Here is a 17,407-nt window from a genome sequence, read left to right as displayed (position 1 = left end):
TGTCTGGGTAGATACAGAGGATGAAAATCGGTAGATTTTCCCTCTTTAATGCATACAAAATGCTTTGTTGATATCCTGTCTATCATATATTTAGATAATAGATTAGTTCGTTTAGAACTATGGAAAACTATATGATATATAAGGTTTGTATTAATTCAATGTTGTTGAAATGTAATATAAATCATCAAAGTTGTTCGTTTATTGGAAATGATGTTTACTCCAATATGGTACCAAAGAGGGATAAAAAGGTTTTAATTGCAGTGGTTTTATAAGATAAAATATAGCTATGCTATGAAATATTTGCTGTCAATAAGCACTATTTAATATGTTTTATTACCTTTGCACTCATTAGTAACAGAGTTCTAAACGAACTTAGTGCTATTTCCGTCAACATATTCCTTGTTGTAATTTGCTTCAAAAAATAATAATCACTATTTTTGTTCTGCTATAATAAAGATAACTAATGTCTATAAATGCAGTAAAACAGGAATTGTTGTCAAAACTGAAACAGGAGCATTGTTTCTGGTCGTACAATGAAAGTTCAATCAAGGATATTCCGGATGATATACTGATTGAGAAAACCTTGTTGCATCTTGATCTGGAAGAAATCAACCAGTTGTTTCTGATTTATCCTTTTAGGAAGATCAAGCAAGTTTGGTTGGATAATCTCGTTCCTCAGGAAGATTATCTTTATACTTTAAATCGTTTCCTGGCATGGTACTATTTCAAAGTTAAGAAACCGGATGTTTATATCAAATCTATGGCTACACGACACTTTAATAAGATGTTAATAACTAATATGAATTAGCGATTAATCCAATTTTCAACTTTAATATTAGGAATACGGTTAAAATGTTTCAGATTTTCTGTTACTAAGGTTATTTTGGCTTGTATGGCGGTAGCACCTATCAATAAATCGAAGTCATCAACCAACATTCCTTTGGAACGTAATAGTGCTTTGGAGTCTGCAAAAATTGGTAGAGCATTATATATAGGAAGTATTTCAAACTGTTCAATTAGATTGTGAACTTGTTCCAGGCTTTTGGCTTTATTATTACTGCATGCTGCACCGTACAGAAGTTCCGCTACAGTAATCTCTGATATAAAACATTTTTCCCATCCGATCTTATTTATTTTGGTGAATAAGTCGTATTTACCTTTCAGGAAAAATATGCAAATGTTGGTGTCTAATAAATAATGCTTCATTCGTCTAGCGTTTCTATATGTCTTGTTACTCCTGATGTCCGACTCTTGCGTATCTCTTCGATGAGTTCATCTGCATCGGGTTCGTCAGACCAGGCTCCAAAAAGACTTCTCAATTTGTCGATATCTGCATGCTTTTTAGTAGTCTTCTCTTCAAGTAATGAATCTGTCAACTTCTTAATAAGATGCAACTTGGTTTCTTTACTTAATGATTTGAGTAAAGAATAATAATAGTCTGCTAAATTAATTGATGTTTCCATATTCTATGTTCTTTATCGCAAAGATATGAAATATTAGTGGAATACTGAATGTTTACTCTCCGATATGTTTTTAAACTATCTTTTTTCCTTCCCTCAATCCCTTGTAATATCTTTTGTATAGTGTATATTTGTCATTTAAAATAACCATGACAGAGATGAACCACTTTAATATACAGAAAAACACATATTTACTCTTGTTTCTTTTCTCTATCCTGTCCCTGACAGGGCATGCAGGATTAAACCCCGAATCATACAATTTTACTTATATAACAGCCGATGACGGATTGGCTCAGAATACCGTCGATTATATCTACAAGGATAGCCGCGGCTATATGTGGTTTGCCACCTGGAACGGCTTGAACCGCTTCGATGGCTACGATTTTATCCGTTACGACGCGCAGTCCGGTAAGAATGCACTCAATAGCCTTTTCGTACGTACTCTGGTGGAAGACAACCGTCAGCATCTTTGGGTAGGGACGGAAGAAGGTGTTAATATCATCGACCTGACTTCCGGGGAGGTTCGCAATATCGATCATTCCCGCCAGGCTTCACACCCGATCTTTTCGGCTGTCATCAATACTTTTCTGAAAGACAGGCAGGGACGCATCTGGATCGGATTTAATAAAGGACTTGCTATCGCTTCGCTGAACGAACGGAACGACCTGGCTGAAATTGAACTGATACAAGAGGGGGAAGATGCGAATGTGAATGCCCTTTGTATGGATGAGGAAGGGACGGTCTGGGTGGGATATGCCAACGGACAGGTCTGCACTGTCAAAAATCTGTCCGGCAATACCTTCAGCCTGACTCCGGTAATGCAACCGTTCGGTGAGGTGTTATCCTTTTGTCCGGATGGCGACGAACTCTGGATCGGGGGAGGGACAGGGCTGATGCGTTATAACCGCCGCTCTGGTGAAAGCCGGTTATATACGAACGACCCGAAAGACAATCATTCATTGATACAAAACTATGTAAAAGATATTGTGCTCGATGAAGAGGGTAACCTGATCGTGGCAACCTATAAAGGCCTTTCCATCTACAACAAACAGACGGATAACTTCCTGCAGATAGCCAGTGCCCCGTCCAGCCCGGATCATCTGAACAGTAACTTTATCAATTCCCTTTATGTCGAACCGACGGGAATACTCTGGATCGGGACGGAAAAAGGAGGGGTGAACAAGATGATCCGCAAGGAGGTGATGTTCGATCTGTATCGCCATGATACCAAACAACCGGCTTCACTTTCCGCCAATCCCGTGAATGCCATTTACGAAGATAGTCGGGGTGTCTTGTGGATCGGAACGGTTGAAGGGGGACTGAACAAGCGGAATGCCGATAAGAAAACCTTTACCCATTTCGTGCACCAGCCGGGAAATCCGTCTACTTTATCGCATGATGCGGTTTGTTTTATCGCGGAGGGCGACGGGTATCTTTGGGTAGCAACCTGGGGTGGTGGCATCAACCGGATGAAACTGGACAGGGAAGGGGTGTTTGAACATAATACCTCTTTTGTCAAAGAAGGGACGTTCGCCAGCGACTTTATTTCCTGGATGGCTTATGATCGGGTACAGAAAGGTATGTGGGTGGCAAGCTCGAAAGGGCTCGACTTCTATGACGAGGCCACCGGATCGGTGAAGCATGTACTGAATACTTCGGAACAGGACGAACAAAACCGGCAGATCACATCTGTATCGGGTATCTACCTGGATAGCTCGCGCCGCCTGTGGGTAGGTACGGAACTTGGACTTCATTGCATCGACCTGAACCGTTCGGATGTCAGGCTGGGCAGGATCATTTCCGAACGCTGCCGGGTGTTGTCTCCGGAAAGGAAATCGTCGCGCCGGGAGAAGATCAACTGTATCTTTGAGTCTGCCGACAAGACGATCTGGCTCGGAACTTACGGCAACGGACTTTTCCGGTTGACAGGGCGGGAGGATAACCAGTATATGTTTAAAAACTATGGGACTGAATCGGGGCTTTCGGACAATGTCATTTATGCAATGGAGGAAGACGATACCGGCAATTTGTGGTTAAGTACCAACCGGGGCGTTACCAGCTTCTGTCCGCAGACGGAACGGGCAACGGCTTATTATACGACTGATGGCCTGCCCAGCAACCAGTTTTATTGGGCTGCTTCCGAGCATACTTCCGACGGAAAGTTATTGTTCGGTAATGTGGAAGGGGCTGTTATGTTCGATCCGGTGATTCGCAAATCGGATACGACCGAGCTGAAGGTGACGATCATCGGCGGCCGCCTGTATAACGAGCCGGTAAATCCGCGTGTCCTTTCCGGAAAGTGGAACCTGCGGGAACAGGATAAGTCTATTTCGATCGAGTTTGCTACCTTATATTATGTGTCTCCCGAAAAGATCCGCTATGCTTACCGGTTGGAAGGTTTTGATGCCGATTGGGTGGAAGTGGAGTCTAACCGCCGTTTTGCCAGTTATACGAACCTTCCGGCAGGCAATTATACCTTCCGGGTAAAATGTACGAACCCCGATGGAGAATGGTCTGACCATATTACGGAGCTGAATATCCGGGTGACACCACCTTTCTATAAAGAGAAATGGTTCCTGGTTTCCATGCTGGTGATCGTCGTCCTGCTGATCTATTATTATAATGAAATGCGTATCACCAACCTGCGCCGGCAGAAAGAGCTGCTGGAAAAGAAAGTGGAGGAACGGACGCGTAAGATCGAAGTGCAGAAAGACGAGATCCTGACCCAGAAGAAGGAACTGGAAGAATCCGACCGACAGCTTCAACAGGCTACGCAGGATAAGATTAATTTCTTCACCAACATCACCCACGAATTCCGTACGCCGCTGACACTTATCCTGGGGCCGATCGAGCAGGCGCTGACGCTCAGTCAGAACCCGAAAGTGATCGATCAGCTGACGTTGGTACGTAAGAATTCCAAGTTCCTGCTTTCGCTTGTCAACCAGTTGATGGATTTCCGTAAGGCGGACGCCGGAAGCATGAAGGTGAACAAGGTACCGGGTAACTTTACGGAGTTTATCGAGTCGATCATCCTGCCGTTTAAAGCCTTATCCCAGTCGCGGAATATACGGATCGATGAGGGGTACCGGATCACGCAACCTTGTTTCAGTTTCGATCCTGATCTGATCCGGAAGGTGTTGATTAACCTCTTGTCGAATGCCGTCAAATTTACTCCTGACAACGGATACATCCGTTTATCGGCTGCTTTACTCGACAGTAAAGCAGCCGATAAACGGCAAACGATATGTAAATATCTTTATATCTCGGTAGGTGATACCGGGATCGGTATTCCCGATGATGTAAAGGCTCTGATCTTCGAGCGTTTTTATCAGGCGGACAATCAAACTACTTACCCTGTTTACGGACAGAGTGGCACAGGTATCGGCCTATACCTTTGCAAGCAGATCGTGGAATTGCTGGGTGGCTCGATCTCGGTGAAGGATAATCCTTTGGGAGGAACGACCTTCCGGCTGCTACTGCCGTTGACAGCCGAAGATATGGATGTGGAGATGAACAGCGAATATTACGTTTCACCGGAAGTCTACGACCGTTCTACGGAGATAGAAGAAGAATATGAAGAAATACATGAGCCTGTGGATCAGGATAAACCGCTGTTGCTCATGGCCGAGGACAATCCCGATATGCGGGCCTTTATCAAGTCGATACTGGAAGACAAATTCACGATCGTCGAGGCTTCCAACGGCGAGTCGGCACTGAAAAAGACGTTGAAGTTTTTGCCCGACTTTATCATTTCCGATATCATGATGCCTGTGATGGACGGCCTGGAGTTTTGTAAGAAGGTGAAGAATAACTTTACGACTTCCCATATTCCTGTCCTGTTGCTGACGGCCAAAACATCGACGGATGTCCGCATCGAAGGGTATAAGGTAGGAGCAGACGGTTATATCGCCAAACCGTTTGATGCCGAGCTGCTGGTAGCCCGTATCAATAACATGCTCGAAAGCAAGAACCGCCTGCACAAAGCCTTCGGAAGCAGCCTGGATGTAAAGACGCTCGATATCCGGGAAGAGTCGCAGGATCGGAAGTTCCTCGATAAGTTAATGGAAGTGATAGAGGAAAACTACCAGGATGCCACTTTCGATGTGGCAGAGTTGATCGAGAAGATGCACATGAGCAAAAGCCTGCTTCATAAGAAACTGCAATCGTTGGTAGGGCAGTCGGCCGTGAAAGTGATCCGCTCTTACCGTCTCACGAAAGCGAAAGAGCTGATGGAGTCGGCGGAAAAGGCACCCGTTTCTGTCTCCGAAATAGCATACGAAGTCGGCTTCAACGACCCCAAATATTTCACCCGTTGCTTCACCAAACATTATGGAATGAGCCCGAGTGAATTTTTAAGCAGTTGATTGCTTTCAAGCGGCTTTTGTATGGTAATAACGAAAATATCCTTACATTTGTCTTCTAAAATATTATGAACGTTAATTAAAATAGCATGCAAAACACAAACTCTTCTTCAAAGGGGTATCTATTTCCCCTGGTGGTAATCGGCATCCTGTTCTTTATGATCGGATTTGCCCTCGGTATTAACGGATTGATTATTCCGTTCCTGCGTACAGCCTTGGATCTGACAACTGCTGAATCTTATCTGGTATTGGCTGCAACCTTCTCGACCTTTATTATATTCGGATATCCCAGCGGACTGGTGATCAAAGCGATCGGATATAAAAAGACGATGATCTTATCCTTCCTGTTCTTTGCGATAGGATTGTATTTGTTTATTCCTTCTGCGGAAAATCAAAGCTTTGCCATGTTCTTGCTGGCTTCTTTCATTAGTGGTATCGGTAATACCATGTTGCAGGCAGCTGTGAATCCGTACATCACGATCTTAGGCCCGCTGGAAAGTGCGGCTACCCGTATGAGTATGATGGGTATTGCCAACAAGGCGGCCTGGGCGATCGCTCCGATCTTCCTGGGTATCTTCCTGAACCTGGGGGATGTAAAGCTGGAAGATATCAAGCTTCCGTTCTACTTCATCTCCGGTATCTTTGTGTTGCTGGGTATTTTAGTTGCTTTCGTTCCGCTGCCTGAAGTAAAAGCCGAAGGTGAAGACGAAAACGACGAGGCCGCAGCTTCCTCGTATGCCGCTAATAAGACAAGCATCTGGCAGTTCCCGCACTTGCTTCTTGGTTTGGTATCACTACTGTTCTACGTGGGTGTCGAAACGTTGGCAATGGCCAGTATCGTAGACTACGCCACCTCTTTAAACCTGCCTGATCCGCAGGTGTATACTTCTTATACGGTGATTGGTATGGTGATCGGTTATCTGGTTGGTGTATTCTTCATTCCCAAGTATATTTCACAGGAACGGGCGATGTTCGTCTGTGCGATTATCGGTCTGATCAGCTCTTTGTTGATCGTCCTGACTCCGATGAACATCTCTATCTGGTTCGTCGCAGTATTAGGTTTGGCTAACTCACTGATGTGGCCGGCTCTGTGGCCGATGGCTATGAAAGACCTGGGTAAGTTCACCAAGACAGGTTCTTCCTTGCTGGTAATGGCTATCGTGGGTGGTGCTGTATTCCCTTTACTGTTCGGTTGGTTAGCCGACGTATCCGGAAATATGCAGCAGGCATACTGGATCTGTTTCCCGGCATACCTGATGATTTTCTACTACGCTTTGAGCGGACATAAGATCCGTATTTAATAAATAAGAAAGAAAGGGCTTCATATTTTAAACATATGAAGCCCTTTTTGTATGGTATAATGAAGCCTTTCCAATTTTACAGGAGTGATCTTTACAACGATTTTCTAACATTTAACCTCCAGGGATTCTCAATCGTTTCAATCGTTTTCTTTTTGATCAATGTTGCCATCGTCTGTCCCATTAGTTTAAAATCGGTAGATAAGGTAGTGATACCACCTGCCAGTATCTCTTTAAGAGGGGTGTCGTTGTAGGAGATGATACCGAAATCCTGGCCGGGGGTAAAGTCCTGTTTCTCGGCTTGTTTTAGCAGATCTACCAGATCCCGGTCGTTTACGATCATATAAATTTCTCCCTGTTTGATCTCTCGGTCTTTTACAGAAGATATATAATCGTGTGTATATCTGTAGTCTTTGCAGAAAGTGCATAAACCGTTATATCGTTCGACAGGTTCTTTCTCCTCTTTTTGAACCATGATGATATGCTGGTATTTCCGGATGTATGGTAATCCGAATACCAGAGCCTCGTATGTGTCTTTTTCAAAATTCTGGAATACGGACGAGTATTTACCGATCAGTTCGGGATGGAAATGATCCAACAGATATACATCGCCGGACAGACTTTGTAATAGAGGGTCTATACCTGCAAATTTACCGGACATTATAATATAAGTGGTATATTTATTATTAGCTTCGTTGATCAGTGTTTCAAACACTTTCCGGTTGTAGTTATGGAAATAAATATCCACTGTTGCGGTTTTGCCGATCGACTCCATAAATGAATTATAGATATCTTCCTTGAATTCATTAAACTCGTTAAACAGAAGAAATATATTATGCTTGTGGGCAATGCGGGTACTGGTTACATAATAGCCGACACCAGGGTTCGAATCAATGATGCCTTTCGATTTTAGTTCGCTTAGTCCGGCGAATACCGTATCTCTTGATAAGTTGTAATTCTTTCTGAATTCGTTGATTGAGGGAATCCAATCACCTTTTTTATAGGTACTATTATTTATACCGTCTATTACGTGATTTACTACCAGTTTGTATTTTGATTCGTTTACTTTCATTCTTATTGATTTAGATGCGCAAAGATACCTCGAAAGTATCAAACTGGTACGATCTGGTCTATGTTATTAAACATGGTTTAAAAATCGAACCAGTTCGTACCAGTTGTGTGAATTATGCATATATTTGCTGCCGAGATCTAGTACCATAACAAAACATATCATATCATGAAAACTAATAGATTAAAAAAGTGCCTTCTTTTGAGCGGAAGCCTGTTGATGCTTCTTCCCGGAGGTGCTGGAGCACAACAAAACCGGATTAATATAGATGCCTCAAAAGTGCTGAACAGGGTAACTCCCTATCTTTATGGTGCCTGTATTGAAGATGTGAATCATGAGATTTACGGGGGACTTTACGACCAGAAGATCTTTGGAGAGAGCTTTGAAGAGCCGGTCAGAGGTTTTGTATTCGACCATTTCACTGTATATGAGGGTTTTTGGACTCCTCAGGAAGAAGGGGTTGCGATAGATGCTTATCCGGGTGCAAAGTTAGTGTATGAGCCGACAGTTATGGATAAAGGTTCTGTAGAGGTGGAACTTTCTATGAATGGAAGTGCAGCACATAATGCCGGTTTATTATTATGTGTAAATGATCCGGGAAATGGTGCTGATAATTTTGATGGTTATGAAATAAGCCTGGCGGCGGACGGTAAAAAAGTTATATTCGGCAAACACTGCAAAAATTGGCGCTCGCTGAAAGAAGTCGCTGTCGATTGTTCCCCACAGGAATGGAATAAAATGAAAGTCAGAGTGGACGGAGGACAGTTTGAGATTTTTCTGAATAATAAGAGTTTGTTTGTATATGAAGATAAAGAATCGCCGATCCTTCAGGGGAAAGTGGCTCTGAGAACATGGAACTCACAGGCAGAGTTTCGAAATCTGACAATTGAGCAGGAGGGAAAGAAGGAACTGATTTCTTATACCGGAAAGAAAGGGCTGGCAGTCAGTGCACATTGGGATGCAATACAGACAGGTGATACAAAAGTGACATATCTCCATGACGATAAAGAGGCTTACAATGGAAAATACTCTCAGGTTATCCGGAAGGAAGATGGTAACGGTATTGCCGGGATAGCCAACAGGAGCTTGAACCGATGGGGAATATCTGTGGAAAAGGGACAGATGTTTCAGGGACGTTTGTATCTGAAAGGTGAAGAGTATAAAGGTGCTGTGACTGTTGCTTTACAGAGTGCAGACGGTACCCGCGAATATGCTACCCAAACAATAAATATGCTCTCCGGTAACTGGGAGAAATATCCGTTCAGCTTGCTGTCGAACGATACGGATCCGAATTCCCGCCTAGCTGTTTATATTGATCGTCCGGGCAAGATTTGGGTCGACCAGGTGGTACTTATGAGTACGGGTGACGAGCAATTTCTCGGGTTGCCTTTCCGTAACGATATCGGACAATCCATGCAGAAACAAGGGCTGACCTTTTTACGTTATGGCGGTACAATGGTGAATGCTCCCGAATACCGTTTCAAAAAAATGATAGGTGATCCTGACAAAAGGCCTCCTTATAAAGGGCATTGGAATCCCTATTCTACTAACGGCTTTGGTATAGAAGAATTCCTGAAGTTCTGTGAAGCCGCCGGTTTTGAAGCTGCTTTCGCTGTCAATATCGAAGAAACACCGGAAGATATAGTCGATATGGTAGAATACCTGAATGGCCCTGTCTCTTCCGTGTGGGGTAAAAAACGTGCAGATAACGGTCATCCGAAACCTTATGGAGTCAAATATATAGAGATAGGAAATGAGGAAGTAATTCATGCAGATGCTACGGATGGTTACAGGCATTATATCGATCGTTTTAATCTGTTGTACGATGCTATTAAAAGTAAAGATAAGTCTGTGGAAGTGATCAACTCAGCTTGGTGGCGTCCTGAATCTCCTAACATGGAAATGGTATTCCGCGCACTCAACGGAAAGTCTCCTTACTGGGATTATCATCCTTGGGCAGATGATCCCGATGCAGGTGTAAATGTGGACAAAGAGCTGGAAAAGATGCAGCAGCTCTTTCTGAAGTGGGATCCCGACACTCAGATGAAATGCGCTATTTTTGAAGAAAACGGAAATCTTCATTCTATGCAACGGGCTTTAGGGCATGTTACTCTTCAAAATGCAGTTCGCCGGCATGGTGATTTTGTTTTTACTTCTTGTGCGGCCAATGCATTACAACCTTATTTACAGAATGATAACGGATGGGATCAGGGACAGGTTTTCTTTACGCCTACCCAGGTATGGGGTATGCCTCCCTACTATGCACAACAAATGGCTTCAGAAAGTCATTTACCTTTGCTTGTAAAGACTGAAACTACAACCTCTCTGGATATTACGGCAACAAAAGATGAAGAAGGTAGGCAAATGGTTGTACATATTGCAAATATCACGGACAAAGCTGTTGAAGCCGATCTGGAAATAAAAGGCTTGTCCAAGATAGAAGACATTGAAGTTATCACCCTTTCCGGTGATTTGAAAGACCGTAATACACCGGAACAACCAGATAGAATTATACCGGTGAAGAAGAGTCTGAAAGCAGACGGGAATATGAAATATGTTTTCCCTGCTTACTCATACACGGTTCTGAAGTATAATAAATGACGGAATATTCTTTGTAAGAAGATAGTATTATGCAACAAGGTACAATTTTCAGTATTGAGGAATTTGCGGTAAACGACGGCCCCGGCATTCGGACTACCCTATTCCTGAAGGGATGTCCTTTGCGTTGTGCGTGGTGTCATAACCCGGAAGGAATTTCTCCCGAACCTCAGTATATGGATAAAAAAGGAGAGCGGGCATTATGCGGTTACAAAATGACGGTAGACGAATTGGCTGATCTTACATTAAAGAACAAAGATATCTATAAACTGAATAATGGCGGTGTTACCCTGACCGGGGGAGAACCTCTGTTCCAGGCCGATTTTGTCCTGAAACTGTTACGCAGGATAAAACCGGATATCCACACTGCGATTGAAACCAGTGGATATGCCCCAGCTTCTGTTTTTAAAGAGATACTGCCTTTATTGGATCTGGTTCTGTTCGATATAAAACATATGGATCCTGTGCAGCATAAGAAATATACAGGTGTAGATAACCGATTGATACAGGAAAATCTGAAAACATTATGCTTATCCGGTAATAAATTTATCATCCGGGTTCCATTGATCCCCGGAGTAAACGATACAGAGGAGAACATGGGGGCTATATTGGGTGTCATAAAAGGGGTGGATTCATTAGTCAGGATAGAGTTGCTTCGCTATAACAAAATAGCGGGAGCCAAATATCCGATGATCGGTAAGGTATATGAACCACCATTCGATCCGGAAATATCCCCACGTATTTATAACATATTTGAAGAAAACAATATTAAAACATTGGTATTATGAATAATAGAATTAGTAAACTGCGTACATATATCCTGGATAAAAGGCATCACCAATATCGCAGGACTCCGCAGGAGCTGGGCATAAACGACCTGTGTGTCCGTTTTGAAAAGGAGAATATATCTCCGGTAACCAGGGCTTCTGAATGCTTGTCGGAATTGTTGGCAAAAGAAGAACCGGTTATTCTGGAAGGCGAAAGAATCGTCTTTACACGTACTATTACGGAAATACCGGATATATATACTCCGGCGGAGTGGGAAGCGATCAAACAGAATCATTATATCCATGAGCGGGGAACCGTATGTAATATCTCTCCCGATTATGCCTATACAATTCGTCATGGCCTGGAAGCCCGTAAGCAAGAGATACAGGATCGCCTGAAAGATGAGTCATTGACAGATACACAGAAAGAGTTCCTGAACGCTACTTATAGTTGTATCATCTCTTTACAGTCGTTTATAGAACGGTATGCAAACTATGCCCTGTCGGTAGGTGAAACAGAAATAGCGGAAACTCTGTCAGCTATCCGGACAAGAGGAGCCCAAAGTTTCCGGGAAGCCCTTCAGCTATTGAGAATACTTCATTTCTCTATCTGGGAGTCGGGAAATTATCATAATACACTGGGGCGTTTCGACCAATATATGTATCCTTATTATATTCAGGATATTGAAAATGGCGTATTGACTAAAGAAGAAGTCTTCGACCTTCTGGAAGAGTTCTTCCTGGCTTGTAATAAAGATAGCGACCTGTACCCTGGTATGCAGCAGGGTGATAACGGACAGAGCCTGGTTCTGGGCGGACGGAGCCTTTCCGGCGAATATCTGTTCAACGACCTTTCCCGCATGTGTTTGCAGGTAAGCTATGAGCTGGAACTGATCGATCCGAAAATCAATATCCGTGTCGATAAAGATACACCTGCCGAAATCTATGAATTGGGTTCTCAATTGACAAAGATAGGCCTGGGCTTTCCCCAATACAGCAATGATGATGTCGTTATTCCTGGTCTGGTACGTAAAGGCTATGCGAAGGAAGATGCAGTAAATTATGTTGTTGCAGCCTGTTGGGAATTTATTATCCCCGGTGTAGCGATGGATATCCCGAATATAGATGCTCTCTCCCTGATTGATTGTGTGAAGGAATGTATGGGAAAACTAAAAGATTGTCCGGACTACCAGACATTTTATGCGTATGTAGAGCAGGAAATGAACCGCCGGCTGGATCGTATCTGTGAGAAAGAGCGGAACATCTATCTGATCCCTGCCCCGATGATGTCATTGCTGATGGATGGAACTATCGAACGTGCCCGTGACATCTCCGAAGGAAATAAATATAATAATTACGGAATTCACGGGACAGGCCTTGCAACGGCTGTCGACTCATTGGCTGCGATTAAGAAGTATTATTTTGAAGAACATTGTATCGACTTCGATACTTGGATAAATGCACTGAAGGATAACTTCTCACAAGAACCGGAGTTGCAACAGAAACTTCGTAATGAAGCCCCGAAGATGGGACAGGACGACGATTATGTAGACCTGATAGCCAAAGACCTGTTGAATTCGTTCGATAAGGCACTGGATAAAAGGGTGAATGAAAGAGGCGGTATCTACCGGGCCGGAACCGGAACGGCAATGTATTATATCTTCCATGCAACCGAATTGGGTGCGACTCCTGATGGCCGTAAAGCGGAAGAAAAAATCCCGGCTAACTATTCTCCAAGCCTGTTTATCAAACAGAAAGGCCCGATGTCTGTCATCAAGTCGTTTACAAAACCGGATTTGAAGAATACAATTAATGGCGGCCCGCTGACATTGGAGTTCGATCAGTCTGTCTTTCGTAATGAAGAAAGCGTAGCCAAACTGGGTATGCTTGTCAGAACTTTTATTACTTTAGGCGGCCATCAGCTACAACTGAATACGGTCTGTAAGGAGAAATTACTGGATGCAAAGAAACATCCCGAGAATTACAGGAACCTGATCGTTCGTGTATGGGGATGGAGCGGCTACTTCGTTGAGCTGGAAGAATGCTACCAGGATCATGTGATTAACAGAATAGAATTTGGTATATAAACAACTAACTTATACTTATTATGAAATCATCAGTGAAAGGTTTTATGTTTTACATTGCTTTCGTTGCTTCCTTAGGAGGATTACTGTTCGGTTTTGATACGGCAGTTATTTCCGGAGCTGAGAAGGCGATTCAGCAGATCTACGGGTTATCTGATTTTAGTCATGGATTTACGATTGCCATCGCTTTGTTCGGTACTATCGTAGGTGCTTTGGTTTGCAGCCGGCCGGTAGAGAAATACGGACGGTTGAAGTCTTTGAAGACTGTGGCTTATTTGTATCTGATATCTGCCTTGGGAAGTGCCCTGATCGTGAACTGGTATTCGTTCCTGTTCTTCCGTTTTATTGGAGGTTTGGCTGTCGGAGCTTCTTCCGTAGTGGGGCCGATGTATATTGCTGAAGTATCCCCATCCCATTGGCGGGGACGCTTTGTTGCCTTTTTCCAGTTTAATATTGTGTTCGGTATTGTTATTGCTTACTTGTCCAATTACTGTATAAGCGGTATACCGAACGACTGGCAGTGGATGTTGGGTGTACTGGCTATTCCGGCACTCTTGTTCGGTATACTGTTGAATACTGTTCCGGAAAGTCCTCGCTGGCTGGTAAAGAAGCATCGGGATGAACAAGCACGCCAGTCGTTGATAAAGATCGGTGAGACGGATGTAGACAAAGAACTTGCAGAGATAGAAGCGTCTCTCTCTAGCGATACTGGCAGTAACGAGGGGCTTTTCCAACGTAAATACCTGAAACCTCTCCTGTATGCTTTCTTTATAGCCACATTCAACCAGTTATCGGGTATCAACTCAATTTTGTATTACGCTCCCCGTATCTTTGAACTTTCCGGAGTATTCCATGACTCAGCCATGATGCAGTCAATCATTATCGGACTTACCAACCTGACGTTCACGATGATCGGTATGGTGTTGATCGATAAGGTTGGACGGAAGAATTTATTGTATGTCGGCTCTCTGGGTATGGTCATTTCGCTGGCTTCCGTATCTTATGGCTTTTATACGAATGACTTCTCCGGATACTATATGCTCATTTGCCTAATGGGATTTATTGCTTTCTTTGCCGTTTCGTTGGGAGCAGTTATTTGGGTGTTGATCTCGGAAGTATTCCCTACGGCGGTTCGTTCGAAAGGACAGGTGTTTGGAAGTATGACGCATTGGGTATGGAATGCGATCTTATCCTGGATGTTCCCGGTATTCCTGGTGACAGGTGGTACGTATATCTTCGGTTTTTTTGCTGTGGCCATGTTGTTCAGTTTCTTCTTCGCGCTGAAACTACCGGAGACTAAGAACAAGTCGCTGGAGCAAATACAAAAGGAACTAACTTAATCGATAAATATTCACATTAATATTAATATATCATGAAAAAGACAATATCTCTCGCCCTAATCGCTTTACTCTGTGTTTTTCAGGGGAAAGCGAATAATGAGGGGAAAAGTAAGATACATGAAGTCCCTTTTACATCTGTGCACTGTACGGATAATTTCTGGGCACCCCGTATCGATACGATACGGACGGTAACGATCCCGTACGCATTCAAACGAAGTGAAAAGGCTGGTTATATCGATAACTTCGCTATTGCAGGCGGTTTGAAGCAAGGCAAATACCAATCTTTCTTCCCATTCGATGATGCTGAGGTCTATAAGATCTCCGAAGGCGCCTCATATTTGTTGACCGTTAAGAAAAATCCGCAACTGGAGGCTTATCTGGATAGTGTGATCGCAATTATTGCTTCCGCACAAGAACCTGACGGATATCTCTTTACCAACCATACGATCAATAATCCGTTGCATCCCTGGGTAGGAAAGGAAAGGTGGGTACAGGACTGGGATCTGAGCCATGAGACATTTAATGCCGGAGAACTTTACGAGGCTGCTATCGCTTACTATTATGCAACCGGCAAACGCTCTCTGCTAGATGTTGCGATAAAAAATGCCGACCTCGTTTGTAGTGTCTTCCGGGAAGGAGGGCTGAAGATTGCACCGGGACATGAAGTGATCGAAATGGCTTTAGTTAGGCTCTACGAAGCTACCGGCGATGAGAAATACCTGAAGCAATCCCGTTATTTCCTTGAAAGCCGGGGACATAAGTTTTTTGATAAAACATCGCAGGATATACGTAAGAACGGAATGTATTGGCAGGATCATCTGCCTGTCACTGAACAGAAAGAAGCAGTAGGCCATGCTGTCCGTGCCCTCTATCTGTATTCGGGAATGGCTGATATTGCTTTGCACATGCAGGATAAAGCTTATCTGAATGCTATCGATACCATCTGGGATAACATTGTCAGCAAGAAGATGTATATTACCGGTGGACTCGGTTCGACTGCCAATAATGAAGCCTTCGGCAAGAATTATGAACTACCGAACGCTACTGCTTATTGCGAGACTTGTGCTTCTATTGCAAACTGTATGTTCAACCTGCGTATGTTTAAGCTACATGGAGATTCAAAATATATCGACGTACTGGAGCGTTCGCTGTATAATACCGTGTTAAGCGGTATCTCCATCAGCGGAGATAAGTTTTTTTATCCGAATGTGCTTGAGACAAATAAGAATGGACAGGAACGTAGTTTATGGTTTGATTGTTCTTGTTGCCCGACCAACCTGTCACGTTTCATTCCGGCCGTACCAGGATATATTTATGCGGTTGACAACCAGTCTATTTATGCCAATCTCTTTGTAGGAAGTTCCAGCGAGGTACAGTTTAACAGACATAAGGTTTTGTTGGAACAACAGACCAATTATCCGTGGAGTGGCAATGTCGATATTATTGTAGACCCTGTTGAAACAAGCGACTTCAACCTGAAGATCCGTATTCCAGGTTGGGCGGAAGGAAGTGTAGTCCCCTCAGATTTATACAGTTTTGTCGGGAAACAGAAAGGACAGACTCAAATCCTTCTGAACGGCATTCCTTGCAACTATCAGAAAGAGAAAGGATATGCCGTAATCAAAAATAAGTGGAAGAAAGGTGATAAAATAACAATCTCTTTCCCGATGGAACCCAGACAGGTGATTACCCATGAAGCCGTTAAGGCAAACAATGGCTTGGTTGCCATAGAACGTGGCCCGCTAGTATATTGTGCTGAATTTGCCGATAACAACGGTGAAGTCCGTAACCTTTCTTTACCTGAAAATACTTTTTATGAAGTAAAGAGTCGCCCTGATCTGGTAAACGGTATTTACACGATCGAAGCTACCGGAAAGAAATATACTGTCTCCGCAGATGCAAAGGATGTCAGGAAAGAAGAAGCCCGCATAACTTTCATCCCTTATTATGCCCGTGCCTATCGTGGAGCAGGCGAGATGAAAGTCTGGCTTCCGAGAAGTGGAGAAAAGATTATTTCCAACCTACATGAGGAATTGCGGATAGTGGACGAAGTTTTGATCGGCAACGAGGAGTCGGAAAAAGCCCATAACCTGAAGGGAGAGAACACCCGTGCCGATAAATCCGGCGGATGGCGCGATGCCGAGGACGGTTGGTTCTCATACGACATGAAAGTAATCTCCGATAAGCCGATGGAACTGGTTCTTACATATCACAGTACCGATGGTGGAAACCGTCAGTTCGAAATCTTTGTAGACGATACCCGCATTGCTGAACACAGTCTTCGTACAGAGACGTTCGATCTGTTTATTGACCATCCTTATCCTATCCCTGCCACTCTGACAAAAGGGAAGGAGAAGGTCACTGTTAAACTCCGTGCCCTCCCGGGAAATATTGCCGGAGGTATATTCGGGTGTAAGATACGGCAATAAA

11 protein-coding genes are annotated in these 17,407 nt (G+C 43.6%); 8 read left to right on the top strand and 3 right to left on the bottom strand.

Annotated features, from left to right (window positions below):
• Positions 1-463 precede the first annotated feature (463 nt).
• Complete coding sequence (locus HMPREF1212_RS13965; RefSeq protein WP_046149770.1) at positions 464-808, top strand: hypothetical protein; 345 nt, start codon at positions 464-466, stop codon at positions 806-808.
• Here HMPREF1212_RS13965 and HMPREF1212_RS13960 read toward each other — a convergent pair.
• The gene (locus HMPREF1212_RS13960) at positions 805-1,206 is read right to left on the bottom strand and encodes a type II toxin-antitoxin system VapC family toxin (protein ID WP_046149769.1); all 402 of its coding nucleotides are present in this window, start codon (positions 1,204-1,206) and stop codon (positions 805-807) included. The two genes, HMPREF1212_RS13965 and HMPREF1212_RS13960, sit on opposite strands and share 4 nt — an antisense overlap.
• Positions 1,203-1,463 (bottom strand): hypothetical protein, encoded by a 261-nt coding sequence (locus HMPREF1212_RS13955; protein ID WP_046149768.1) that lies wholly within the window; start codon positions 1,461-1,463, stop codon positions 1,203-1,205. The genes HMPREF1212_RS13960 and HMPREF1212_RS13955 overlap by 4 nt, the downstream gene beginning before the upstream one ends.
• 155 nt (positions 1,464-1,618) lie before the next feature.
• On the opposite strand from HMPREF1212_RS13955, the gene HMPREF1212_RS13950 reads away from it, so the two are divergent.
• Positions 1,619-5,824: a two-component regulator propeller domain-containing protein gene (locus HMPREF1212_RS13950; protein WP_198293268.1), complete on the top strand. Its 4,206-nt coding sequence runs from the start codon at positions 1,619-1,621 to the stop codon at positions 5,822-5,824.
• A gap of 86 nt (positions 5,825-5,910) precedes the next feature.
• The gene (gene gluP / locus HMPREF1212_RS13945; protein ID WP_028726818.1) at positions 5,911-7,122 is read left to right on the top strand and encodes a glucose/galactose MFS transporter; all 1,212 of its coding nucleotides are present in this window, start codon (positions 5,911-5,913) and stop codon (positions 7,120-7,122) included.
• Between the two features lie 91 nt (positions 7,123-7,213).
• On the opposite strand, the gene HMPREF1212_RS13940 is transcribed toward gluP, so the two are convergent.
• Complete coding sequence (locus HMPREF1212_RS13940) at positions 7,214-8,191, bottom strand: GntR family transcriptional regulator (RefSeq protein ID WP_046149767.1); 978 nt, start codon at positions 8,189-8,191, stop codon at positions 7,214-7,216.
• 165 nt (positions 8,192-8,356) lie between these two features.
• Between HMPREF1212_RS13940 and HMPREF1212_RS13935 the strand changes: the two genes are divergently transcribed.
• Genes HMPREF1212_RS13935 through HMPREF1212_RS13915 form a run of 5 tightly spaced genes read left to right on the top strand, consistent with a single transcriptional unit; the run spans position 8,357 to position 17,406 of the window.
• Entirely contained in the window at positions 8,357-10,789 is a 2,433-nt protein-coding gene (locus HMPREF1212_RS13935; RefSeq protein WP_082099884.1) for an alpha-L-arabinofuranosidase C-terminal domain-containing protein, read from the top strand.
• A 29-nt stretch (positions 10,790-10,818) separates the two neighbouring features.
• Positions 10,819-11,574 carry a radical SAM protein gene (locus HMPREF1212_RS13930; protein ID WP_046149766.1) on the top strand — a complete coding sequence of 252 codons (756 nt, stop codon included), beginning with the start codon at positions 10,819-10,821 and terminating at the stop codon, positions 11,572-11,574.
• Complete coding sequence (locus tag HMPREF1212_RS13925; RefSeq protein ID WP_046149765.1) at positions 11,571-13,640, top strand: pyruvate formate lyase family protein; 2,070 nt, start codon at positions 11,571-11,573, stop codon at positions 13,638-13,640. Before HMPREF1212_RS13930 ends, HMPREF1212_RS13925 begins: the two co-directional genes overlap by 4 nt.
• 20 nt (positions 13,641-13,660) lie before the next feature.
• Complete coding sequence (locus tag HMPREF1212_RS13920; protein ID WP_046149764.1) at positions 13,661-14,977, top strand: sugar porter family MFS transporter; 1,317 nt, start codon at positions 13,661-13,663, stop codon at positions 14,975-14,977.
• Between the two features lie 32 nt (positions 14,978-15,009).
• Positions 15,010-17,406, top strand: coding sequence for a glycoside hydrolase family 127 protein (locus tag HMPREF1212_RS13915; RefSeq protein ID WP_046149763.1), 2,397 nt, complete (start codon positions 15,010-15,012; stop codon positions 17,404-17,406).
• The last annotated feature ends 1 nt before the right edge of the window (position 17,407 follow it).

The organism is Parabacteroides sp. HGS0025 (assembly GCF_000969845.1).
Lineage (GTDB): Bacteria > Bacteroidota > Bacteroidia > Bacteroidales > Tannerellaceae > Parabacteroides > Parabacteroides gordonii.
Note: the sequence above shows the minus strand (reverse complement) of the source record. Positions and strands in the feature narration are given on the sequence as shown.

What these genes read in the sequence shown, in the direction of transcription:
- HMPREF1212_RS13965 (WP_046149770.1), top strand. Translation starts at nt 464, where the DNA reads ATGTCTATAAATGCAGTAAAACAGGAATTGTTGTCAAAACTGAAACAG.
- HMPREF1212_RS13960 (WP_046149769.1), bottom strand. Translation starts at nt 1,206, where the DNA reads ATGAAGCATTATTTATTAGACACCAACATTTGCATATTTTTCCTGAAA.
- HMPREF1212_RS13955 (WP_046149768.1), bottom strand. Translation starts at nt 1,463, where the DNA reads ATGGAAACATCAATTAATTTAGCAGACTATTATTATTCTTTACTCAAA.
- HMPREF1212_RS13950 (WP_198293268.1), top strand. Translation starts at nt 1,619, where the DNA reads ATGAACCACTTTAATATACAGAAAAACACATATTTACTCTTGTTTCTT.
- gluP (WP_028726818.1), top strand. Translation starts at nt 5,911, where the DNA reads ATGCAAAACACAAACTCTTCTTCAAAGGGGTATCTATTTCCCCTGGTG.
- HMPREF1212_RS13940 (WP_046149767.1), bottom strand. Translation starts at nt 8,191, where the DNA reads ATGAAAGTAAACGAATCAAAATACAAACTGGTAGTAAATCACGTAATA.
- HMPREF1212_RS13935 (WP_082099884.1), top strand. Translation starts at nt 8,357, where the DNA reads ATGAAAACTAATAGATTAAAAAAGTGCCTTCTTTTGAGCGGAAGCCTG.
- HMPREF1212_RS13930 (WP_046149766.1), top strand. Translation starts at nt 10,819, where the DNA reads ATGCAACAAGGTACAATTTTCAGTATTGAGGAATTTGCGGTAAACGAC.
- HMPREF1212_RS13925 (WP_046149765.1), top strand. Translation starts at nt 11,571, where the DNA reads ATGAATAATAGAATTAGTAAACTGCGTACATATATCCTGGATAAAAGG.
- HMPREF1212_RS13920 (WP_046149764.1), top strand. Translation starts at nt 13,661, where the DNA reads ATGAAATCATCAGTGAAAGGTTTTATGTTTTACATTGCTTTCGTTGCT.
- HMPREF1212_RS13915 (WP_046149763.1), top strand. Translation starts at nt 15,010, where the DNA reads ATGAAAAAGACAATATCTCTCGCCCTAATCGCTTTACTCTGTGTTTTT.